We start from the raw sequence: 22289 nt of genomic DNA, 5'->3' as shown, positions 1-22289 counted from the left end.
GGAGTCAGAAATGAAAAAAGCGCTTCTGGTGGTCAGTTTTGGCACCAGCTATCCCGACACCTGTGAAAAGAACATCGTCGCCTGCGAGCGCGAGCTGGCGGCCAGCTGTCCGGACCGCGACACGTTTCGCGCCTTCACCTCCGGGATGATTATCCGCAAGCTCAAACAGCGCGACGGTATCGAGATTGATACGCCGCTGCAGGCATTGCAGAAGCTGGCCGAGCAGGGCTACCAGGATGTGGCGATTCAGTCGCTGCACATTATCAACGGCGATGAGTATGAAAAGATCGTCCGCGAAGTGCAAAGCCTGCGCCCGCTGTTCCTCCGCCTGACGCTGGGGGCGCCGCTGCTGAGCAGCCATAACGATTATGTCCAGCTGATGCAGGCGCTGCGCCAGCAGATGCCGCCGCTTGCCGCCGATGAAACGGTGGTCTTTATGGGCCACGGCGCCAGCCATCACGCTTTCGCCGCCTACGCCTGTCTGGATCATATGATGACGGCGAAGGGATTTCCGGCGCGGGTCGGCGCGGTCGAGAGCTATCCGGAAGTCGATATTCTTATCGATAGCCTGCGCCAGCAGGGGGTGAAGGGCGTGCACCTGATGCCGCTGATGCTGGTGGCCGGCGATCACGCCATTAACGATATGGCCTCGGACGAAGAGGACTCCTGGAAAACGCTGTTCAACGCCGCCGGTATCACGGCGACGCCCTGGCTGAACGGGCTGGGAGAGAATCCGGCGGTGCGCGCAATGTTCGTCGCTCACCTGCAGCAGGCGCTGAGCCTGGCAATGGAGGAGGCGGCATGAGCGGTAAACTATATGCCTTAAGTACCGGCCCTGGCGCCGCCGACCTGATCACCGTGCGCGCGGCGCGGGTGCTGGGCACGCTGGACATTCTCTACGCGCCCGCCGGACGTAAAGGCGGCGACAGCCTCGCGCTCTCCATCGTGCGCGAGTATATCGGCGAACGGACCGAAGTACGCTGCTGCCATTTCCCGATGAGCGCCGACAGCGCGGAAAAAGAGGCGGTGTGGGATGAGGTTGCCGCCGCGCTGGTTCAGGAAGTGGAAGCGGGCAAGCAGGTCGGCTTTATTACCCTCGGCGACGCCATGCTGTTCAGCACCTGGGTGTTCTTACTCCAGCGTATCGGCTGCCCGGAGTGGCTGGAGATTGTTCCCGGCGTCACCTCTTTTGCCGCCATTGCCGCGCGTTCAAAAACGCCGCTGGCCATGGAGCAGCAATCGCTGGCGGTGATCTCCTGCACCGCGCCGGAAACGGAAATCGAGCAGGCGCTGCGCCAGCATGAAAGCCTGGTGCTGATGAAAGTGTACGGGCGGTTTCCCCGCATCAAAGCGCTGCTGGCGAAAAACGGTCTGCTGGATGCCGCGCTGATGATGTCTGAAGCCACGCTGCCGGGCGAGCAGTGCTGGCGCCATCTCAATGACGTCAGCGACGACCAGCCGCTGCCCTATTTCTCGACCATTCTGGTCAATAAACAGTGGGAGTATGCAGAATGAAACTTGAACAACAGCTAAAACAGCTGTCTTTCAGCGGGTTAGCTGCGGCGCTATTGCTGATAGTGGTTCCCGAAAAGGCTTTCGCGATGCACATCATGGAGGGTTTTTTACCGCCGATGTGGGCCCTGGCATGGTGGCTGCTGTTTTTACCCTGCCTGTGGTACGGGCTGGTGCGCCTGCGCCGCATTGTGCAGGAAGATAACAATCAGAAGGTGCTGCTGGCGCTGTGCGGGGCGTTTATTTTTGTCCTCTCGGCGCTGAAAATTCCTTCCGTAACCGGCAGCTGTTCCCACCCGACCGGCGTCGGCCTGGCGGTGATTCTCTTCGGGCCTGGCGTGGTGGCGATCCTTGGCGCCATCGTACTGCTGTTCCAGGCGCTGCTGCTGGCGCACGGCGGGCTGACGACGCTCGGCGCGAACGGGATGTCGATGGCGGTCATCGGGCCGGTGGTCGGCTATATGGTGTGGAAAATGGCCTGCCGCGCGGGCATTCGCCGCGACGTCGGGGTGTTTCTCTGCGCGATGCTGGCGGATCTGGTGACCTACTTTGTCACCTCCGTACAGCTCGGCGTGGCCTTTCCGGATCCCGCCGCCGGCGCGACCGGATCGATCGTCAAGTTTATGGGGATCTTCTGCCTGACGCAGATCCCGATCGCCATTGCTGAAGGACTGTTAACCGTCATGATCTACGACCAGTTGACCAAACGTCAGCTGATTACCGCACAGGGGCATTAACATGAAAAAGACGCTGATATTGTTCGCCATGGTGGTGGCGCTGGTGATCCTGCCGTTCTTTGTCGATCACGGCGGCGAATTCGGCGGTTCAGACGGCGAGGCGGAGAGCCAGATTCAGGTGGTCGCGCCGCATTATGAGCCGTGGTTCCAGCCGCTGTACGAACCGGCTAGCGGAGAAATTGAGAGCCTGCTGTTTACGCTCCAGGGCTCTCTCGGCGCGGCGGTAATTTTCTATATTCTGGGCTACAGCAAAGGCAGACAGCGCCGTGATGACCGGGTTTGACCGACTCAGCTATCAGAGCCGCTGGTTTCACGTCGCACCGGAGCGCAAGTTCCTGTTCTGGCTGCTGCTGATGGTGCTGGCTTTTACCCTGCCTCCGTTGGGGCAGGGTATCGAAATGGTGCTGATTGCCGCCTTAACCTGCTGGCTGCTGCGGGTCTCGCCGTGGCGCTGGTGCCGTTGGATGGCGCTGCCGTTTGGCTTCCTGCTGATCGGTGTGCTGACCATTCTGTTCAGCGTTAGCCGCAATCCGCAGGATCTGCTGGTGAGCCTACCGCTGGGCAGCGTCTGGCTGGGCATGACGTCGGAGGGGTTGACGACCGCCAATCAGACCTTCTGGCGCAGCCTGGCGGCGCTGGCGTCCACCTTCTGGCTGGTGCTGAATCTGCCGTTCCCGCAGCTTATTTTGCTGCTCAAGCGCGGACGGGTACCGCGGCTGCTGACCGAGCAAATCCTGCTGACCTGGCGTTTTATTTTTATTCTTTTAGACGAAGCGCTGGCGATTCACCGTGCGCAAACATTACGTTTTGGCTACCGTAGCGTGCCGAAGGGCTATCGTTCGCTGGCGATGCTGGTAGGACTGCTGTTTACCCGGGTGATGATTCGCTACCAGCAGATGAGCACCACGCTGGATATCAAACTGTATCAGGGTGATTTTCACCTTTAAGGATAAGTATGCTTGCCACGACCGATCTCTGGTTTCGCTATCAGGACGAGCCGGTGCTGAAGGGGCTGACGCTGGATTTTTCCCATCACGCCGTGACCGGACTGGTAGGGGCGAACGGCTGCGGAAAATCCACGCTGTTTATGAACCTGAGCGGTCTGCTGCGCCCGCAGAGCGGGGCGGTGCTATGGCAAGGAAAACCGCTGGACTACAGCAAGCGTGGCCTGCTGGCGCTGCGTCAGCAGGTGGCGACCGTTTTCCAGGACCCGGACCAGCAGATTTTCTATACCGATATCGACAGCGATATCGCCTTTAGCCTGCGGAACCTGGGCGTAGCGGAAGAGGAAATTGCCCGCCGGGTGGACGATGCCCTGACTCTCGTCGATGCCCAGGGGTTTCGTCACCAGCCGATTCAGTGCCTGAGCCACGGGCAGAAAAAGCGCGTGGCGATAGCCGGCGCGCTGGTGCTGCAGGCGCGCTATTTACTGCTCGACGAGCCGACGGCGGGTCTCGATCCTTCGGGACGCGCTCAGATGATCGACATCATTAAGCGTATTGCCGATCGGGGCAACCACGTGGCGATCTCCAGCCACGATATCGATCTGATCTATGAAATCAGCGATGCGGTTTACGTGTTACGCCGCGGCGAAGTGCTGGCGCACGGCGAACCCGGGGCGGTGTTTGCCCGCAGCGAACTGATGGCCCAGGCCGGGCTCACCCAGCCGTGGCTGGTGAAACTGCACGCGCAGCTCGGGCTGCCGCTGTGTAAAACCGAAGAAGAATTTTTTACGCGGATGCGAAGCAACGCGATGAAGGAGGCGTCATGACGCTGGCAATTATGTTACAGGGCACCGCTTCTGACGTCGGCAAAAGCGTGCTGGTCGCGGGGCTGTGCCGCATCTTTTATCAGGACGGGCAGCGCACCGCGCCGTTTAAATCGCAGAATATGGCGCTCAATTCCGGTATCACGCCGGATGGCAAAGAGATGGGCCGCGCGCAGATTTTCCAGGCCGAAGCGGCGGGTATTATCCCGGATGTGCGCATGAACCCGGTGCTGCTTAAGCCAACCAGCGACCGCAAAGCGCAGGTGGTGCTGATGGGCAAGGTGGCGACCGATATGGACGCGGTGAGCTATCACGAATATAAACCGCGCCTGCGGGAACAGATCCTCGCGGTTTATAACAGCCTGGCCGCCGAACATGATGTGCTGGTGCTGGAAGGGGCAGGAAGTCCGGCGGAGATCAATCTGCGCGATCGCGACATCGTCAATATGGGCATGGCCGAGATGGCCCAGTGCCCGGTGATCCTCGTGGCGGATATCGATCGCGGCGGCGTATTCGCCTCTATCTACGGCACGCTCGCGCTGCTGCACGATCGCGAGCGCGCGCGGGTCAAGGGCGTGATTATTAATAAATTTCGCGGCGACGTGGCGCTGCTGTATTCCGGGATCGAGCAGATAGAAGCGCTCACCGGCGTCCCGGTGCTCGGCGTCATGCCGTGGCTGGATGTCGATCTTGAAGATGAGGACGGCGTCGCGCTGCAAAAAGGGAAATATCTGCGCACCGACAGGCGCGATATTGAGATTGCCGTGATTCAGGTGCCGCACATCTCCAATTTTACCGATTTCAACGCGCTGGCGGCGCAGCCGGACGTCCGCGTCCGCTATGTTCGCCAGCCGCAGGAGCTGGCGGGCGTGGATATGGTGATCCTGCCGGGCAGTAAAAATACGCTCGGCGACCTGGGCTGGCTGCGCGAGAGCGGCATGGCGCATGCGGTACTGCAGGCCCGGCGTCAGGGCGTACCGGTGCTGGGGATCTGCGGCGGCTATCAGATGCTCGGCGAAACCATTATCGATGAGGTAGAGTCGGGGCTTGGCACGCAGCCGGGGCTGGGGTTGCTAAATACCGTCACCCACTTTGCGCAAAGCAAGACGACGACCCAGGTAACGGCAACCCTGGCAACAGCGCTGCCGGCGTGGCTGGCGGCAACGGCGGGGCTGGCCGTAAGCGGCTACGAAATTCATATGGGCGAAACCGAGCTGCGCGACGGCTGCCGTTCGCTGATGCAATTACATAAAGGCGGCCTGAGCGTGGCGGACGGCGCGGTCAGCGATGACGGCCTGGCGTTTGGCACCTATCTGCACGGCCTGTTCGATAGCGATGCATTTACCCGCGCGCTGGTTAACGGCCTGCGCCAGCGTAAAGGGCTGGCGGCGCTGGATAGCAATTTCGAGTATGCGCAGTATAAATCGCGCCAGTTCGATCTGCTGGCGGACGCGATGCGTCAGCATATTGATATCGAAAAAATCTACGCCATCATGCGCCAACATCAGGAGCCCGTATGCTGACTTTAGTGACCGGCGGGGCGCGCAGCGGTAAAAGCCGCCATGCCGAAGCGCTGATCGCCCATGCGCCGCAGGTACTGTATATCGCCACCTCGCAGGTCTTTGATGACGAGATGGCGGCGAGGATCCAGCACCACCGCGACGGCAGGCCCGCGCACTGGCGCACCGCCGAGCGCTGGCAGCAGCTTGATGAGCTGATCACCCCGGATATCGCCCCAGAGGAGGCGATTTTGCTGGAATGCATCACCACCATGGTGACCAACCTGCTGTTTGCGCTGGGGGGCGACAGCTCGCCGGACGGCTGGGATTATGCGGCGATGGAGCGGGCGATCGACGCCGAAATCGCGGTACTGATTGCCGCCTGCCAGCGCTGCCCGGCCCGCGTGGTGCTGGTGACCAACGAGGTAGGGATGGGGATTGTGCCGGAAAACCGTCTTGCCCGCCATTTCCGCGATATCGCCGGACGCGTCAACCAGCGCCTTGCGGCGGCGGCAGACGAGGTGTGGCTGGTGGTGTCGGGCATTGGCGTAAAAATCAAATAGGCCAGGCGCGCCGTAACGGGCGTTATTCTTCCTGCTGGCTCTGCGATGAGTCAGCCAACAAGACGAGAACCTCTATGCAAAGCTTAACCTCTCTACTGGGCGCGATCCCTGCGCCTGATGAAAACGCGATGGCGCGCGCCCGGCTTCATATTGATGGTCTGCTGAAACCGCCCGGAAGCCTTGGACGCCTTGAAGATCTTGCCGTGCAGCTGGCGGGTATGCCCGGTCTTGAAGGCGTGCCGCAGGTGAAAAAAAAGGCGCTGCTGGTGATGTGCGCCGACCACGGCGTGTGGGACGAAGGGGTCGCCATTTCGCCAAAAGCGGTGACCGCAATTCAGGCGGCGAATATGACGCTGGGCAAAACCGGCGTTTGCGTACTGGCGGCGCAGGCGGGCGCGAAGATGCACGTGATTGATGTTGGAATCGATGCCGAGCTGATACCGGGCGTCATCAACATGCGCGTGGCGCGCGGCTGCGGCAATATCGCCGTTGGTCCGGCAATGCGCCGCAGCCAGGCGGAAGAGCTGCTGCTGGAGGTGATGCGCTATACCCGGGGGCTGGCGGAGGATGGCGTCACGCTGTTTGGCGTCGGGGAGCTCGGAATGGCCAATACCACCCCGGCGGCGGCAATCGTCAGCGTCCTGACCGGCAGCGATGCCCAGGAGGTGGTGGGAATTGGCGCTAATCTGCCGTTGGCGAAGGTCGGCAATAAAGTTGAGGTGGTACGACGGGCCATCGCCGTTAACCGCCCCGATCCGCATGATGGTCTGGACGTGCTGGCAAAAGTGGGCGGTTTTGATTTATTGGGGATGACGGGTGTGATGCTGGGCGCGGCCTCCTGCGGTCTGCCGGTGGTGCTCGATGGCTTCCTCTCCTACGCAGCGGCGCTGGCGGCGTGCCGAATTGCGCCGCAGGTAAAACCCTATCTTATCCCGTCGCACTATTCGGCGGAGAAGGGGGCGCGTACGGCGTTGATGCATCTCGAGCTGGAACCCTACCTGAACATGGGGATGCGCCTGGGAGAAGGCAGCGGCGCGGCGCTGGCGATGCCGATCGTTGAAGCGGCCTGCGCGATGTATCACGAAATGGGGATGCTGGCGGCGAGCAATATTGTGTTGCCGAAGGGCTGAGAAGGTGAGGGAGCGGCGCTTAGCCGTTCCCTGAATCAGGTATAAGATTTTGCGAATCGCAGAAACAAAAAAACACCCTTGAGGGTGTTTATGATGTTGGTTGCGGGGGCCGGATTTGAACCGACGACCTTCGGGTTATGAGCCCGACGAGCTACCAGGCTGCTCCACCCCGCGTCACCGTACTGCTTGTACTTCATCAAATTTTAATTGGTTGCGGGGGCCAGATTTGAACTGACGACCTTCGGGTTATGAGCCCGACGAGCTACCAGGCTGCTCCACCCCGCGTCCGTGGAAGCGCACTATACTCCGCTAACGTTTTGATGCAACCCTTTTTGGCAGAAATCATCAATTTTGTAAAAAATGGTGCATATAGAATCACTTCCAGCCTATTTTTTGCGCAAAATTGCCTTTGCGGTACCTAAGCGCATTTCATTAGCCCTGGGGGTTTGTTATCTTCATCACGCACCCGGGCTTAGCAGCATAAAGAAGAGATACCATGAAAGGACGTTGGGCAAAATATGCAGTAACAGGCGCAATGCTGGCAATGCTGGCCGCCTGTTCCTCAAAACCGACCGATCGCGGTCAGCAGTATAATGAAGGTAAACTCACCCAGCCGTTTTCATTGGTTAACCAACCTGATGCGGTAGGTTCGCCGATCAACGCCGGCGATTTCTCCGAACAGGTGAGACAGATTCGTAGCGCCTCTCCGCGCCTCTATACCAGCCAGAGCAACGTCTACAATGCGGTTCAGGAGTGGCTGCGTTCCGGCGGCGATACCCGTACGCTGAGCCAGTTTGGTATCGACGCCTGGCAGATGCAGGGAACGGATAACTACGGTAACGTCCAGTTTACCGGCTACTACACGCCGGTGGTTCAGGCGCGCCATACTCGCCAGGGCGAGTTCCAGTATCCGATTTACCGGATGCCGCCGAAGCGCGGCAAGCTGCCGTCTCGCGCCAGCATCTACGCCGGGGCTCTGAGCGACAACTACATCCTGGCCTACAGCAACTCGCTGATGGATAACTTCATCATGGACGTGCAGGGCAGCGGCTACATTGATTTTGGCGACGGCTCGCCGCTGAACTTCTTTAGCTATGCCGGGAAAAACGGCTGGCCCTATTACAGCATCGGTAAAGTGCTGATCGACCGCGGGGAAGTAAAGCGCGAAGATATGTCGATGCAGGCAATTCGCGAATGGGGCGAAAAGCACAGCGAGGCGGAAGTCCGCGAGCTGCTGGAGCAGAACCCGTCGTTCGTCTTCTTTAAACCGCAGTCCTTCGCGCCGGTGAAAGGCGCCAGCGCGGTGCCGCTGATCGGTCGCGCGTCGGTGGCCTCCGACCGTTCCATTGTTCCTGCAGGCACCACGCTGCTGGCGGAGGTGCCGCTGCTGGATAATAACGGTAAGTTTAACGGCCAGTACGAGCTGCGTTTAATGGTGGCACTTGATGTTGGCGGGGCGATTAAAGGCCAGCACTTCGATATTTACCAGGGCATTGGCCCGGATGCCGGGCACCGTGCTGGTTGGTATAACCACTATGGCCGCGTATGGGTGCTGAAAAACGCCCCGGGCGCAGGCAACGTCTTTAGCAGCTAGTGCTCACATTTTCCCCGGTCGCGCTGCGCTTACCGGGGCTACGGTCGCCTGAATAAGCCATTGACGACGTAATCCGGGAATATTTCCCGGAACGATGGCTGATTTTGTTGCCCGGGTAAGGCCCTTGCCTCGCGACCCGGGAATGTCCACTTATTTTGAGGTTATATGTCTGTTGTAATTAGCGATGCCTGGCGCCAGCGCTTTGGCGGCACGGCGCGTTTATATGGTGAAAAGGCGCTGCAATGTTTTGCCGACGCGCACGTCTGCGTGGTCGGCATCGGCGGCGTAGGCTCATGGGCGGCGGAAGCGCTGGCGAGAACCGGAATTGGCGCGATTACCCTCATCGATATGGATGATGTCTGCGTGACCAACACCAATCGCCAGATCCACGCCCTTGGCGGCAACGTAGGTCTGGCGAAAGCCGAGGTGATGGCGGAACGCATTCGCCTGATTAACCCCGAGTGCCGGGTGACGGTGGTGGACGATTTTATCACGCCGGAAAACGTCGCCGAGTATCTGGGCGTTGGCTTTAGCTATGTGATCGATGCCATCGACAGCGTGCGCCCGAAAGCGGCGTTAATCGCTTACTGTCGTCGCCATAAGGTGCCGCTGGTCACCACCGGCGGCGCGGGCGGACAAATCGATCCGACGCAAATCCAGGTCGCCGATCTGGCGAAAACCATCCAGGATCCGCTGGCGGCAAAGCTGCGTGAGCGTTTGAAGAGCCAGTTTGGGGTGGTGAAGAACAGCAAAGGTAAGCTCGGCGTGGATTGCGTGTTTTCCACCGAAGCGCTGGTTTATCCGCAGGCGGACGGCAGCGTTTGTGCGATGAAAAGCACCGCTGAGGGGCCGAAGCGAATGGATTGCGCATCCGGGTTTGGCGCCGCGACGATGGTGACCGCAACCTTTGGCTTTGTCGCCGTCTCCCATGCGCTGAAGAAAATGCTGGCGAAGGCGGAGCGGCAGACGGCGTAAATTCCCGGGTCGCGGCGCAGGCACCTTACCTGGGCTACAAGACAATTCCCCGGAGGCGGTGCTGCGCACCTGTCCGGGCGACAAAACCGCACGAACCCGTAGCCCGGCAAGGCGCGTCAAGCGCCGCCCCCGGGATGAGCTTAAACCTCAACCTCGCGGGCGGCGGCGAGCACCGCCTCACTCAGGGCGTTGAGCCCCTGGCTGCGCGAGGCGCTCAGCTGGCCGCGCAGCCCCAGCGCATCAAATAGCGCCAGCGGATCCTGCGCCAGCAGATCAGCGGCGCTTTTGCCTTCAATGGCGGTCAACAGCACCGCCAGCATGCCGCGTACGATACGGCCTTCGCTATCGCCGAAGAAATGCAGCTTACCGTCGACGTCAATGAAGTGTCCCAGCCAGACGCGGTTTTCACAACCGGCAATCTCTTTAGCCCGCGCTTTGAGGTCGTCCGGCAGCGCAGGGAGCTGCTTACCCAGTAAAATTAGCTGGCGGTATTTATCCTCCCACTGGCTGAGCGGGGTAAACGTCTGGAGAAGGGTCGCTTCGGTGACGCGGGTACCAAAAGGGTGAGAAGTCGTCATTAATCCACCAGTATTTCCAGAGCGCGGTCCACGGCGTGCACCAGCGCGTAAACATCGTCCTGCGTGTTATAAGGCGCGAATGAGGCCCGCAGGGTACCGCTGACGCCAAGCGCCGCCAGCAGCGGCTGAGCGCAGTGCTGACCGGCGCGCAGCGCAATCCCCGATTCCGCCAGCAGCGTCACCATATCGCTATGGTGAACGCCGTCAAAATCAAACGCCAGCAGGCTGGCGTCCTGGCAGCGGAGCGAACGGAATCCCGGACGTTTCGCCAGCTCCTCTTCCGCCAGCGTCGCCAGCCCACGGCTCCAGTTTTCCGCCTGTGCGATATCCGTCTCGTCCAGCCACTCCAGCGCTGCGCTCAGGCCAATCACCCCGGCGATATTGGGCGTTCCCGCTTCGAAGCGCCAGGGCGCGGGCTGGGTTTTAAAGCCGTCGAAAGTGACTTCGGCGATCATTTTACCGCCGCCGAGCCACGGCGACATTTTCGCCAGCCGTTCGCTTTTGCCATACAGCGCGCCGATGCCGGTCGGCCCGTAGAGCTTATGGCCCGAAAAAGCATAAAAGTCGATATCCAGCGTCTGAACGTCCGCCGGGAAATGCACCGCCCCCTGCGCGCCGTCGACCATTACCACCATCCCGGCATCGTGGGCCAGGCGAATCGCCTGCGCCAAATCCGGACAACCGCCGGTGACGTTGGACATCTGGCCAATCGCCAGCACCCGGCTGCGCGGCGTGATGAGCGCGCCAAGCGCGGCCACGTCCGGCAGGCGATCGGGAGCGATCGGTAGCTTCACTATCCTCGCGCCGGTTTGCTCTGCAACCATTAACCACGGCACCAGATTGGCATGATGTTCCGCTTCGCTGACGATAATCTCATCGCCGGGCTTCAGGCGCGGGCGCACGTAGCATTGCGCCACCATGTTAATGGCTTCAGTGGTGCCGCGCGTCCAGACGATATCCTGGCCGGAAGGGGCGTTGAGCAGCGCCGCCACGCGTTCGCGCGCGTTTTCATAGCGGTCGGTTAGCTGCCGGGCGGCAGCAAACTGGCTACGGTGGACGTTACCGCCGCTGAGGCGATAGAACTGATCGCTGGCCTCAATGACCGCCAGCGGCTTGAGCGCCGTCGCTGCGCTATCAAGATAGACGCCAGCGTCGGCCAGCGCCGGAAACTGAGCGCGAAATTGGGCGGGGTTGAATGCGTTCATGAGACTCCTCGTATCGATACCAGGATCGTCGCGCAAATCAGCGGGTGATACAAGTTTTCTGCTAACTACTGGAATTTTCTGAATATGAATTCGCCGGCGTGAAAGATGGTTATGCTAAATAGTGTTGGGTTTGTGTTTTAACCTGGTACAGAACGAATCATAAACAGTATAAATAGTCGTAAGGAGAGAAAGATGAAAATGAATAAGACTGCCGCCATTATTTCTGCCTGTGTGCTGACCTTTGGCCTGAGCGCCTGTTCCTCTAACTACGTGATGCACACTAACGATGGGCGCACTATCGTCACCGACGGTAAACCGCAAACGGACAATGATACTGGCATGATTTCGTACAAAGATGCCTGGGGTAACAAGCAGCAGATTAACCGTTCTGACGTCAAACAGCTGGGCGAGCTGGATAACTGATTCAGGTATAGCAGGCAAAAAAAAGCACCGCGCAGTGCGGTGCTACATTAAATCACTATGGACAGACAGGGTAAATGTACAGGAAGTGAAAAGGGGTAGCTTCGCTACCATGGTCCGCAAACCCGGACCAATTGCAAACACAACAACACAACATCACAACCGTAAGCCAAAAGCTTGTTGGAACACGCATTCCAAAAAAAGCTCTTCGTTCCGGCTCAGGAAGTGCCGCCACTATAGGTATTTGCTGGTAGAAGCTCAACGGACAAATTATAATAGCTCAGATAAAAAAAACTAATAGGTTAACTGTTGTTTCCTATTTGTTAAATTGCCTTTACATCTAAGCCAGAATAACTATGTCCAAGCGTTTGCCACCTCTGAATGCATTACGTGTTTTTGATGCAGCCGCCCGCCACCTTAGCTTCACTCGCGCCGCCGATGAGCTTTTTGTGACGCAGGCCGCAGTCAGCCACCAAATCAAGTCCCTGGAGGATTTCCTCGGCCTCAAGCTGTTCCGTCGACGCAATCGTTCTCTTCTTTTAACGGAGGAGGGGCAGAGCTATTTTCAGGATATCAAAGAGATTTTTTCGCAGCTCACCGAAGCGACCCGCAAGCTTCAGGCCCGAAGCGCAAAAGGGGCCTTAACCGTCAGTATGCTCCCCAGTTTTGCCATCCAGTGGCTGGTGCCGAGGCTGACAAGCTTTAATTCAGCTTATCCGGGAATCGATGTCAGAATCCAGGCGGTAGACCGCCAGGAAGATAAGCTGGCCGACGATGTCGACGTGGCAATTTTTTATGGCCGCGGCAACTGGCCGGGGCTGCGCGTGGAAAAACTGTACGCCGAATATCTGCTTCCGGTATGTTCCCCGCTTTTACTTACCGGCGATAAAGCGTTGAAAACGCCTGCCGATCTGGCGCAACATACCCTGCTGCACGACGCTTCCCGCCGCGACTGGCAAACTTATACCCGTCAGCTGGGTCTAAACCATATCAATGTTCAACAGGGACCTATTTTTAGCCACAGCGCAATGGTGCTGCAGGCGGCAATCCATGGACAGGGGGTCGCGCTGGCCAACAATGTGATGGCGCAGTCCGAGATTGAGGCAGGCCGACTGGTCTGCCCGTTTAATGATGTTCTGGTCAGTAAGAATGCGTTTTATCTCGTTTGTCATGACAGTCAGGCAGAACTGGGTAAAATAGCCGCCTTCCGCCAGTGGATTCTGGCAAAAGCGGCTAATGAACAAGAAAAATTTCGCTTTCGTTATGAACAATAAATCATCGTAGGGTAAACACATGACCAGCCGTTTTATGCTGATATTCGCCGCGATAAGCGGTTTTATCTTTGTGGCTTTGGGCGCGTTTGGCGCGCACGTTTTAAGTAAAACGATGGGCGTTGCGGAAATGGGCTGGATCCACACCGGCCTGCAGTATCAGGCTTTCCATACGCTGGCTATTTTTGGCCTGGCGGTGGCGATGCAGCGCCGCATCAGCATCTGGTTTTACTGGAGCAGCGTCTTTATGGCGCTTGGTACCGTTCTTTTTAGCGGCAGCCTCTACTGCCTGGCGCTATCGCATTTACGCCTGTGGGCGTTCGTTACGCCGGTAGGGGGCGTCTGCTTCCTCGCCGGTTGGGTATTAATGTTAATTGGTGCAATTCGTCTGAAACGTAAGGGCGTTGTTCATGAATAAAGTTGTCCTCTATTGTCGCCCTGGGTTTGAGAAAGAGTGCGCAGCAGAAATTACCGATAAGGCCTCGCGCCTTGAAGTATTTGGTTTTGCCCGGGTCAAAGATGACTCCGGCTATGTGATTTTTGAGTGCTATCAGGCTGAAGATGGCGAAAAGCTGGTGCGCGAACTGCCGTTCAGCTCGCTGGTATTTGCCCGCCAGATGTTTGTGGTCGGCGAACTGCTGCGCGATCTGCCGCCGGAAGACCGGATTTCCCCGATCGTCGGTATGCTGCAGGGCGTTGTGGAAAAGGGCGGCGAGCTGCGCGTAGAGGTCGCCGATACCAACGAAAGCAAAGAGCTGATGAAGTTCTGCCGCAAGTTTACGGTACCGCTGCGCGCTGCGCTGCGCGAAGCGGGCGTGCTGACCAGCTATGAAACGACAAAACGTCCGGTGGTGCACGTTTTCTTTATCGCGCCGGGCTGCTGCTACACCGGCTATTCGTTGTCTAACAACAACTCACCGTTCTATATGGGCATTCCGCGCCTCAAGTTTCCGGCCGATGCGCCGAGCCGCTCGACTCTCAAGCTGGAAGAGGCGTTTCACGTCTTTATTCCGGCGGATGAGTGGGACGAGCGCCTGGCGAACGGTATGTACGCCGTGGATCTCGGCGCCTGCCCCGGCGGCTGGACCTATCAGCTGGTGAAACGCAATATGTGGGTCTCCTCGGTGGATAACGGCCCGATGGCGCAAAGCCTGATGGATACCGGCCAGGTGACCTGGCTGCGCGAAGATGGCTTCAAGTACCGCCCAACGCGCAACAACATCTCGTGGATGGTGTGCGATATGGTGGAGAAGCCGGCGAAAGTGGCTGCGCTGATGGCGCAGTGGCTGGTGAACGGCTGGTGCCGTGAAACCATCTTTAACCTTAAGCTGCCGATGAAAAAGCGCTATGAAGAGCTGTCGCGCAACCTGGCCTATATCCAGGAGCAGCTGGATGAGCACGGCATCAACGCGCAAATCCAGGCGCGCCAGCTGTATCACGATCGCGAAGAAGTGACGGTTCACGTTCGTCGCCTGTGGGCTGCCGTCGGCGGTCGCCGCGACGAACGCTAGTTTAGCCGCTTTTGTAGGCCGGATAAGGCACTAAGAGCCTATCCCATTAGGGCTATTTTGTTTGCCATTTTGAACCTGGGCAGTGCTCAGAATCCTCACGTACTAAGTGTACGCTCCGGTTCTTCCGCGCTGTCCGTGTTCAAACTGACTGCACCAATAACGCCTATTGGGATAGGCTCTAAGCCGCTATCCGGCGCTGCAATAGCCGTTACGACTGCGACACGTCCGAAACAATATGCGTCACATCATCCAGATGGCCAATTCGGGCCTCCCCTGAACGATTAAACTTGCTCTTATCAATCAGCAAAAGCGATTGCGAGGCGCGCTTAAGCAGCAGCGATTTGAACTCGGCGTTGACCGTATTTGAATCCCAGAGCGCGCCGCCGCTGTCGATACCTTCACAGGAAAAAATGAACAGATCGATCTCCAGCGATTTGAGCTGGGAGATAAGCGATGAACTCACGTAACAGCCGTATTTACGCTGAAGCGTCCCCCCGGAGCAGGTGAGCTGTATGTTCTCTCGCTTGCTCAGCTCCTGGCATATCGGCTGACTGTTGGTAAAAACGTGAAGGTTGAGATCAGGTAGCTGGCGAGCCAGGTACCAGCAGGTGGAACTGGCATCGAGGGCGATAACCATCCCTTCGTCTATCCAGGCCAGCGCCTCGCGGGCGATATCCGCTTTGTGCGCATAGTGGCTTTTTAAACGAATATGAAAAGGGTCGCCGCTGTCCTGGCTTTGCCGGTGAATGACTTTTGCCCGACCGTGGTTACGCAGTACTTTTCCCTGGGACTGAAGCTCGCTGAGATCGCGGCGGATGGTTTCTCTGCTGACGTTAAGCTGTAGCGATAAGGCTTCGGTGGTCAGACTATTATGGTTTATGAGCAGGTCTAGTATCGCTTGCTGTCGTGCCGCTTTCATTTTTCTCACCCTGGCGTTCGCTGAGCGCCCGCACCAGACGGGCGCTGCGGCATGAGATTACGGCGCTACTCCTTTTTTTAAAAGAATATTCCCGTACTTAGCGCGCTCACCTGTGATAACGATCGCAAAGGCTTTTTGCGCCCGCTCGTAGAAAGCAAAGCGGTCAATGCGGGCGATCTCAGGGCAGGGCGCGGCGGCGGAAAGCGCCTCGCGATAGCGCGTTTCGACCTGCGGGTCGAGGGTGTCGCCTTCCACGGCGGCCATCATCACCAACGGCGGAGCGTAGCTGTCTAACTCAAACAGCGGAATAATCGCCTGCAGCAGGTCGCTTACCCGCAGACCGTCGGCGCGAATGACCTGTGGACCCATGCTGTGCGCCGGGAAGTGGGCATCGGAAAAGACGATCTCATCTCCGTGCCCCATTTCCGCCAGGACTTTCAGTAGCTCCGGCGATATTAACGGGGAAATCGTTTTTAGCATCTCATACTCCCTCAATCAGTTCGGGTTCGGTTTGCGGGTAAAAATAGCGATACTGATAGCTCACCTGCGCTCTGGCCTGTTCAGGGCTGTGGAATTCACCGACGCCGTACCAGCCAAACATGGCGGCGCCAGCCACGGTGGTTTCGGCGTCATCCAGTACTTTGACAGGCATATCGAGCGTATTGGCTTTGATCTGATTCCACAGCGCGTTGCGGCTACCGCCGCCGACCAGCAGCAGTTCGCTGGCGTTAAAATGGCCGATTTTTTGTAGCGTTTGCAGGTTACGCGCCAGCTGTTCGGCTAATCCTTCCAGCGCGGCGCGATAGAAATGGCCGCGAGTGGTATTCAGCGTGACGCCCTGCCAGCCCGCATTCCGGCAGGAGAGCAGATCGCACTGCATCCTTACCCCCTCAGAACCGGCGGGAATGACGCGCGCTTCTTCAATCAGCGTGCGCCACGGCGTTTCTGCCGTCCACAGCAGCTGGCGTACCCACTCCAGCACGCCTGAAGCCAGCCACTGCATACCGGGGTTATAGCATCCCGGCTGGCTATCCAGTTCGCAGGTCGATCCCGCATAGTGGCTGAGCAGCGGCGTATTCACCTGAACGCTACGCACCATCAAAATTTCCCACGTACCGGAAGAGAGCACCGGTTCATCCTGCTCCGCGCCGGCGCCAAACAGCGCGAACTGGGTATCGTGCCCGGCGGAGATAACCGGGATCCCGGCGGGTAATCCCAGCATCTTCGCGGCATCGTTTTGCAGGGTACCAATCTGCTGGCCCGCCTCCACCAGCCGGGGAAACAGGCGGCGCGGCAATCCCGTTGCCTGCAGAATCTGCGCGCTGAAATCTCGCTGGTGGATATCCAGCATCTGGCTGGTACCCGCCATGGTGATATCGGTCGTGAATTCCCCGGTCAGGCGCTGGTTGATCAGCGAGGAGATGAATAGCCAGGCATGGGCCTGCTCCAGCAGCTGCGGGTGGTTTTCTTGCAGCCATATCAGCTTATAGAGGGTGTTAAAACCAAATGCGCCGACGCCGGCGATCTGCTGGAGCTGCTGCGCGGGCATAAAGCGGCCGATATTGTCCATCACCGCTGCGGTTCGCGGGCATTTCCAGCTGATGACCGGATAGAGCAGCTTGCCCTGTTCATCCACCAGCGCGCCGTCCACGCCGAAGGTGGTGACCGTGATGCCGCGAACCGTGCAGGATGAGAGCGCATCGCCAATCTGCCGACAGCACTCGGCGAAGCGTTGCAGGATGGCCTCCAGCGACCACTGGTGCCATGCGCTGTTCTCCACGGCGATATCGCTGGCGTTAGCCGTTGCGGCGCGGGCGATAATATTCCCCTGGCGATCAACGGCAATCGCCCTGACGTTGGTGGCGCCGCAGTCGAGAACCAGGATGACTTCATTCTTCATAATCTCTCCCGAGACGTTGCCGGATGGCGGCGTAAACGCCTCATCCAGCCTACGGAGACGTTATCATCCGTAGGCCGAATAAGCGCAGCGCCATCAGGCATTTTTAACGTTTGTACAGCGGGCCGTAGTTCTGGCAGGCGCGGTAATCCTGGCCTTCGCTATCCATCCCGTGCGCAGCCCAGCTGGACGGGCGGTAGATTTTCGCCTCTTCTACGTTATGCATGCATACCGGGATCCGCAGCATAGACGCCAGAGTGATAAAGTCGGCGCCAACGTGGCCGATGGTCAGCACGCCGTGGTTGGCGCCCCAGTTCGCCATCACCGAGTAGACGTCGGAGAACGGGCCCTTACCGGTCAGGCGCGGCGCAAACCAGGTGGTGGGCCAGGTGGAGTTGGTGCGGGCATCCAGCCGATCGTGCATCTCTTTCGGTAGTTCCACGCTCCAGCCTTCGGCGATTTGCAGAACCGGGCCAAGGCCTTTAATGATATTCACGCGAGTCATGGTAAAGGGCACGCCGCCTTCGGTCAGAAAGCGGGAGGAGAAGCCGCCGCCGCGGAAATATTCATGAATCGCCGGGCACCATTCGGTGGCGGCGACGCAGGCGTCGGCCTCCTGCTGGCTGATTTCCCAGTGCGGCTTCATGGTTGGCTTGCCATCCGCATCGCGCTGTTTGCAGGCGCCGTCCAGCGCCGCCGATCCGGAGTTGATCAGATGGATAATGCCGTGTTCCGCCAGCCCGGTGAGCGGCTGGCCGGTGACGCGTTCTACCGCTTCCGGCGACCAGTAGGTACGCACGTCGGCAAACACCTGGGCGGTGCCGGTCAGCTGATGGCCCATCAGCATCGCCACGCCGTTGAGGCTGTCGTTTTCCGTGGCGACAACGAAGGGTTCGCGTACGCCATTCCAGTCGAACGAGCTGTTAAGCAGCGCTTCGGCGGTGTCGCCGTTAGGGTATTGATCGGTCCAGTGACGCTGGCCCTGGAAGCCTGCGGCAATGGCGTTGTAGCCAAGCGACTCTTCGACCAGTCCTTTTTCCGCCAGCTTCTTGTTGCCCTGCATCATGTCGCGAATGCACATCGCCATCAGCAGGCTCTCTTTGAGTACCGCGCGGCTCTGCTCGGCATTACGTTTATACTGCTGCGCGTTCTGGTCTTCGCCGTAGCGGAAGGTTTTATCCGCCCACGCCAGCGCCATTTCCAGCTCGCTTTCATCATAGATTTTCTGATCGATACGGCGGCGCAGTTCGGTCATATCCACCGCCTGGACCTTCATACCGAGCCAGGACTCGAAGAAGTTGTGATCGACGATAGAACCGGCGATTCCCATCGATACGCCGCCGACGGAAAGATAGCTTTTGCCCTTCATGCTGGCGACCGCTAAACCGGCGCGGGCAAAGCGCAGCAGTTTTTCTTCAACATCAGACGGAATGGAGGTGTCGTCGGCGTCCTGTACGTCGTGGCCGTATATGGAGAACGCCGGGATGCCCTTCTGGCTGTGGGCCGCCAGCGCTGCCGCAAGGTAAACCGCGCCTGGTCGTTCGGTGCCGTTAAAGCCCCAAATAGCTTTTGGCCGCATCGGGTCCATATCGATAGTTTCGCTGCCGTAGCACCAGCAGGGGGTGACGGTGATGGTGACGCCGACGTTCTGGCTGCTGAATTTCTCTTCGCAGGCGGCGGATTCCGCCATCCCCGCAATGCAGCTATCGGCGATGACGCACTCGATCTGCGCGCCGCAGGCGTGGCGCAGCTTTTCCGTAATCAGCGCAGCGGTAGCCTTCGCCATATTCATGGTTTGCTCTTCCAGCGACTCGCGTACCCCCATGCGGCGTCCATCGATCACCGGGCGAATGCCAATTTTCGGTAAACTGATTTTTTTCATTCCAGATCCCTCACGTTATGCGGATAAATGTTTAGTTAGCTGCCGTTTGCGAACGGAAACGGGCAAAGATGAAGATGACGGCAAAGCACAGCGCCGGTACCAGCTCGGCGGTAGGGATGTTGCCGGCGGCGTCGCTGACAAAGCCCATAACCGGAGTGACGATGCCGCCACCAATAATGGTCATGACGATAAACGAGGAGCCGTATTTGGTGTCCTGCCCCAGATTCTTGATGCCCAGCGAGAAGATGGTCGGATACTGAATCGACATAAAGGCGCTGCACAGCGTCAAGGCCAGCAGGCCCACATGGCCGCCGCTGAAAGCGGAGATCAGGCACAGGAGCATGGCGAGCAGGGCATAGGCCGCCAGCACTTTATGCGGCGCGAAGCGGCTGATGAGCCAGGTGCCGGAGAAACGGCCGATAAAGAAGCACACCATAGTGCCAGTCAGATAGTTGGCGGCGAAACCGGGCGTCATGCCGGGGATCTCTTCGATGGCGTAGCGAATCAGATAGCTCCAGCAGGCGGTTTGTGCGCCGACGTAGCAAAACTGCGCCAGCACCGCCCAGCGCCAGTGGCGAACGCGCACCAGGCGGGCAAGAGAAGCGGAGAAGGAACTCTGGTTGGCATCACTGTGGTCGTCGCTCTGCAGGGCCGGAAATTTGGTCAACATAATCAACAGAGCGACCAGTAAGACAACCGCGACGATGATCATATAGGGAGTTTGCACCGAGAGCACCAGGCTGTGCTTATAAGCGCTAAGCTGCTCCGGAGCCATTTTATCGAGTACATCCTGCGATTGATGCGGCACGTTAGACAAAATAAGGCTTTGCCCAAAGACCACCGCAATAATGGCGCCAAAGGAGTTAAAGGTCTGCGCCAGATTAAGCCGGAAGTGGCCGCCGCTTTCTGGCCCTAACACGGTAACAAAAGGGTTTGCTGCAGTTTCTAAACAGCCTAACCCCGCCGCAATAATAAACAGGCCGATCAGGAATAAGGTATAATTCATGACCTCGGCGGCGGGCCAGAATAGCGCGGCGCCAAAAGCGTATAAGAATAGCCCGGTAATAATGCCGGCTTTGTAACTGAGTTTTTTCATCAAGATCCCGGCCGGGATCGGAATAACAAAATAGCCAAAATAAAAAGCGGATTGAATCAAACCAGCCTGGAAGTTAGTTAAGGTAAAGGCTTGTTGAAATTGTGGTAATAAAATATCGTTAAGATTATTAGCGACCGCCCAAAGAAAAAATAGCGAGCACAGCAGGGCAAAGGGAATAATGTAGCGCTTGCTTTGCCCTGTCTCGACCGCATGAAAACTCTGCGTTTGTATCGTTGTGTTTCCCATAGCATCCTCATTGGTTCAGAAGCGTATTCAGCAGCCGGCTTTGCCCACCAGACCGCAAAAATCAGGTGAGTTCCTGTGACGAGAACGATGATGAAATAAACATCGCGGGATGAACTCATGAATTCATTTTCAAATAAAAAATGCCTTTTAATATGATGGCGGTCACACTAAGCATGCGGTGAGTGATTTTATGTGATTATCATCACTTTAATAATCAGGAAAACATGACCGTTTGAGAAAGATAATTCTAAAACCCACAGAACGAATGCCCGATTTAATTTATAATGTGGAAAACGGTCAGTTGTTAACATTATCGGTAAAATGACCGTTTTTAAATCTATTGATGATAACGGGCATTTTTTCACAACGTAAAAATGAGCAAACGGTTTTTTTAAGCTGAAATAAGTGAGGGGTATCACAGAACCAGTGGATGTAAATTCCTTTCTGATTATTCGGGATGATGATGGTGAGCAATTATTTGAGTTATTCAACAGCGTCGGCGCGCCATGCCCGGCGAGCGGTCTGTTGTCGTATTGCGCATTATTAAGAGAGGTAAAGAATGGAACGTAATAGACTGGCCCGGCAGATTATTGATACCTGCCTGGAGATGACCCGCCTGGGGTTAAATCAGGGGACGGCAGGCAACGTAAGCGTGCGGTACCAGGGGGGGATGCTGATCACACCAACCGGTATACCTTATGAAAAGCTGACGGAAGCGCACATTGTTTATATCGATGCTGAAGGTCAGCATGAACAGGGCAAACTGCCGTCCAGCGAGTGGCGTTTTCATATGGCGGCTTATCAGACGCGTCCTGATGCTCACGCGGTGGTGCATAATCATGCGGTTCACTGCACGGCGGTATCGATCCTCAATCGTCCCATTCCCGCCATTCACTATATGATTGCGGCGGCCGGCGGTAACTCCATTCCTTGCGCACCCTATGCCACTTTTGGTACTCGTGAGTTGTCTGAACACGTGGCCGTGGCGTTGAAAAATCGCAAAGCGACCCTGCTGCAGCACCATGGCCTGATCGCTTGTGAAGAGAATCTGGAAAAGGCCCTGTGGCTGGCGCATGAAGTTGAGGTACTGGCGCAGCTCTATCTCAGCACCCTGGCCATCATCGACCCGGTTCCGGTGCTTGATGATGAGGCTATCGCCATCGTGCTGGAGAAATTCAAAACCTACGGATTGCGTATCGAAGAGTGATCTCGTAAGCGAACGTTTCTGCCGGCTGCGGTGTACAGATTCACCGCCGTCTGCGACTGGGTAACCCGGACAGATGCGCAGCATCGCCTCCGGGAAATTCAGCCACGCTGCGCTCTGCTCCCGGGGGCGGCGCTTGACGCGCCTTGCCCGGGCTACAGGTATTCCGCCGTCTGCGGGCCGGTAGTCCCCACGGTTTACCGCCGTCTGCGGTTGGGTAGCCCCCACCATTCACCGCCGTCTGCGACTGGGTAGCCCGGACAGATGCGCAGCATCGCCTCC

At 57.9% G+C, this 22289-nt stretch carries 23 protein-coding genes and 2 tRNA genes; 16 read left to right on the top strand and 9 right to left on the bottom strand.

Features of this window, described 5'->3' with window-relative positions; translation table 11 throughout:
* Positions 1-10: 10 nt before the first annotated feature.
* From cbiK to cobT, 9 genes are all read left to right on the top strand, one after another.
* The gene (gene cbiK, locus HMPREF3178_RS21965; RefSeq protein ID WP_004105099.1) at positions 11-805 is read left to right on the top strand and encodes a sirohydrochlorin cobaltochelatase; all 795 of its coding nucleotides are present in this window, start codon (positions 11-13) and stop codon (positions 803-805) included.
* The gene (locus HMPREF3178_RS21960) at positions 802-1515 is read left to right on the top strand and encodes a cobalt-factor II C(20)-methyltransferase (RefSeq protein ID WP_004105097.1); all 714 of its coding nucleotides are present in this window, start codon (positions 802-804) and stop codon (positions 1513-1515) included. Before cbiK ends, HMPREF3178_RS21960 begins: the two co-directional genes overlap by 4 nt.
* Positions 1512-2249: a cobalt ECF transporter S component CbiM gene (gene cbiM, locus HMPREF3178_RS21955; protein WP_004105094.1), complete on the top strand. Its 738-nt coding sequence runs from the start codon at positions 1512-1514 to the stop codon at positions 2247-2249. Before HMPREF3178_RS21960 ends, cbiM begins: the two co-directional genes overlap by 4 nt.
* A gap of 1 nt (position 2250) precedes the next feature.
* Positions 2251-2532: an energy-coupling factor ABC transporter substrate-binding protein gene (locus tag HMPREF3178_RS21950; RefSeq protein ID WP_004105092.1), complete on the top strand. Its 282-nt coding sequence runs from the start codon at positions 2251-2253 to the stop codon at positions 2530-2532.
* Positions 2519-3196, top strand: a complete 678-nt coding sequence (locus HMPREF3178_RS21945) for an energy-coupling factor ABC transporter transmembrane protein (RefSeq protein ID WP_053064394.1) — start codon at positions 2519-2521, stop codon at positions 3194-3196. Before HMPREF3178_RS21950 ends, HMPREF3178_RS21945 begins: the two co-directional genes overlap by 14 nt.
* Positions 3197-3204: 8 nt before the next feature.
* Positions 3205-4020 carry an energy-coupling factor ABC transporter ATP-binding protein gene (locus tag HMPREF3178_RS21940; RefSeq protein ID WP_004114986.1) on the top strand — a complete coding sequence of 272 codons (816 nt, stop codon included), beginning with the start codon at positions 3205-3207 and terminating at the stop codon, positions 4018-4020.
* Positions 4017-5540, top strand: a complete 1524-nt coding sequence (locus tag HMPREF3178_RS21935) for a cobyric acid synthase (protein ID WP_023330001.1) — start codon at positions 4017-4019, stop codon at positions 5538-5540. The genes HMPREF3178_RS21940 and HMPREF3178_RS21935 overlap by 4 nt, the downstream gene beginning before the upstream one ends.
* Positions 5534-6079 (top strand): bifunctional adenosylcobinamide kinase/adenosylcobinamide-phosphate guanylyltransferase, encoded by a 546-nt coding sequence (gene cobU / locus HMPREF3178_RS21930; protein ID WP_004105085.1) that lies wholly within the window; start codon positions 5534-5536, stop codon positions 6077-6079. The genes HMPREF3178_RS21935 and cobU overlap by 7 nt, the downstream gene beginning before the upstream one ends.
* Before the next feature lie 74 nt (positions 6080-6153).
* Positions 6154-7209, top strand: coding sequence for a nicotinate-nucleotide--dimethylbenzimidazole phosphoribosyltransferase (gene cobT / locus HMPREF3178_RS21925; RefSeq protein WP_016809884.1), 1056 nt, complete (start codon positions 6154-6156; stop codon positions 7207-7209).
* Positions 7210-7306: 97 nt separating this feature from the next.
* Here the strand turns inward: cobT and HMPREF3178_RS21920 are convergent.
* Together HMPREF3178_RS21920 and HMPREF3178_RS21915 are read right to left on the bottom strand one after the other, a co-directional pair.
* Positions 7307-7383: transfer RNA gene (locus HMPREF3178_RS21920), tRNA-Met, on the bottom strand.
* A 34-nt stretch (positions 7384-7417) separates the two neighbouring features.
* Positions 7418-7494: transfer RNA gene (locus tag HMPREF3178_RS21915), tRNA-Met, on the bottom strand.
* Between the two features lie 211 nt (positions 7495-7705).
* Here HMPREF3178_RS21915 and mltA point away from each other — a divergent pair.
* Positions 7706-8803, top strand: a complete 1098-nt coding sequence (gene mltA, locus HMPREF3178_RS21910; protein WP_023330000.1) for a murein transglycosylase A — start codon at positions 7706-7708, stop codon at positions 8801-8803.
* A 165-nt stretch (positions 8804-8968) separates the two neighbouring features.
* Positions 8969-9778, top strand: a complete 810-nt coding sequence (gene tcdA / locus HMPREF3178_RS21905) for a tRNA cyclic N6-threonylcarbamoyladenosine(37) synthase TcdA (protein ID WP_004105082.1) — start codon at positions 8969-8971, stop codon at positions 9776-9778.
* A 140-nt stretch (positions 9779-9918) separates the two neighbouring features.
* On the opposite strand, the gene csdE is transcribed toward tcdA, so the two are convergent.
* Complete coding sequence (gene csdE, locus HMPREF3178_RS21900) at positions 9919-10356, bottom strand: cysteine desulfurase sulfur acceptor subunit CsdE (RefSeq protein WP_004105080.1); 438 nt, start codon at positions 10354-10356, stop codon at positions 9919-9921.
* Positions 10356-11561 (bottom strand): cysteine desulfurase CsdA, encoded by a 1206-nt coding sequence (gene csdA, locus HMPREF3178_RS21895; RefSeq protein ID WP_070585509.1) that lies wholly within the window; start codon positions 11559-11561, stop codon positions 10356-10358. The genes csdE and csdA overlap by 1 nt, the downstream gene beginning before the upstream one ends.
* A 198-nt stretch (positions 11562-11759) precedes the next feature.
* On the opposite strand from csdA, the gene HMPREF3178_RS21890 reads away from it, so the two are divergent.
* The 4 genes from HMPREF3178_RS21890 to rlmM all read left to right on the top strand — a co-directional run bounded on the left by HMPREF3178_RS21890 (position 11760) and on the right by rlmM (position 14763).
* Positions 11760-11984: a YgdI/YgdR family lipoprotein gene (locus tag HMPREF3178_RS21890; RefSeq protein ID WP_024274638.1), complete on the top strand. Its 225-nt coding sequence runs from the start codon at positions 11760-11762 to the stop codon at positions 11982-11984.
* Positions 11985-12337: 353 nt separating this feature from the next.
* The gene (gene gcvA, locus HMPREF3178_RS21885; protein ID WP_004114967.1) at positions 12338-13255 is read left to right on the top strand and encodes a glycine cleavage system transcriptional regulator GcvA; all 918 of its coding nucleotides are present in this window, start codon (positions 12338-12340) and stop codon (positions 13253-13255) included.
* A gap of 19 nt (positions 13256-13274) precedes the next feature.
* The gene (locus tag HMPREF3178_RS21880) at positions 13275-13670 is read left to right on the top strand and encodes a DUF423 domain-containing protein (RefSeq protein WP_004105073.1); all 396 of its coding nucleotides are present in this window, start codon (positions 13275-13277) and stop codon (positions 13668-13670) included.
* Positions 13663-14763, top strand: coding sequence for a 23S rRNA (cytidine(2498)-2'-O)-methyltransferase RlmM (gene rlmM, locus HMPREF3178_RS21875; protein ID WP_004114964.1), 1101 nt, complete (start codon positions 13663-13665; stop codon positions 14761-14763). Before HMPREF3178_RS21880 ends, rlmM begins: the two co-directional genes overlap by 8 nt.
* Positions 14764-14971: 208 nt before the next feature.
* Here the strand turns inward: rlmM and fucR are convergent, their stop codons facing one another.
* The 5 genes from fucR to fucP form a co-directional block, all read right to left on the bottom strand.
* Complete coding sequence (gene fucR, locus HMPREF3178_RS21870) at positions 14972-15682, bottom strand: L-fucose operon activator (RefSeq protein WP_004105071.1); 711 nt, start codon at positions 15680-15682, stop codon at positions 14972-14974.
* 57 nt (positions 15683-15739) lie between these two features.
* A complete protein-coding gene (gene fucU, locus HMPREF3178_RS21865; protein WP_070585508.1) occupies positions 15740-16162 on the bottom strand; it encodes an L-fucose mutarotase in 423 nt (140 codons plus the stop codon).
* A 1-nt stretch (position 16163) separates the two neighbouring features.
* Positions 16164-17582: an L-fuculokinase gene (fucK, locus tag HMPREF3178_RS21860; RefSeq protein WP_024274637.1), complete on the bottom strand. Its 1419-nt coding sequence runs from the start codon at positions 17580-17582 to the stop codon at positions 16164-16166.
* A gap of 103 nt (positions 17583-17685) precedes the next feature.
* On the bottom strand, positions 17686-19461 hold the full coding sequence (fucI, locus tag HMPREF3178_RS21855) for an L-fucose isomerase (protein ID WP_053064389.1): 1776 nt from the start codon (positions 19459-19461) through the stop codon (positions 17686-17688).
* A gap of 31 nt (positions 19462-19492) precedes the next feature.
* Entirely contained in the window at positions 19493-20803 is a 1311-nt protein-coding gene (gene fucP / locus HMPREF3178_RS21850; protein WP_004105064.1) for an L-fucose:H+ symporter permease, read from the bottom strand.
* A 559-nt stretch (positions 20804-21362) separates the two neighbouring features.
* Between fucP and fucA the strand changes: the two genes are divergently transcribed.
* Positions 21363-22010, top strand: coding sequence for an L-fuculose-phosphate aldolase (gene fucA, locus HMPREF3178_RS21845; protein ID WP_004114950.1), 648 nt, complete (start codon positions 21363-21365; stop codon positions 22008-22010).
* Positions 22011-22289: the final 279 nt, after the last annotated feature.

The sequence above is a fragment of the Klebsiella sp. HMSC09D12 genome (assembly GCF_001808475.1).
Classification (GTDB): Bacteria; Pseudomonadota; Gammaproteobacteria; order Enterobacterales; family Enterobacteriaceae; genus Klebsiella; species Klebsiella oxytoca.
Note: the sequence above shows the minus strand (reverse complement) of the source record. Positions and strands in the feature narration are given on the sequence as shown.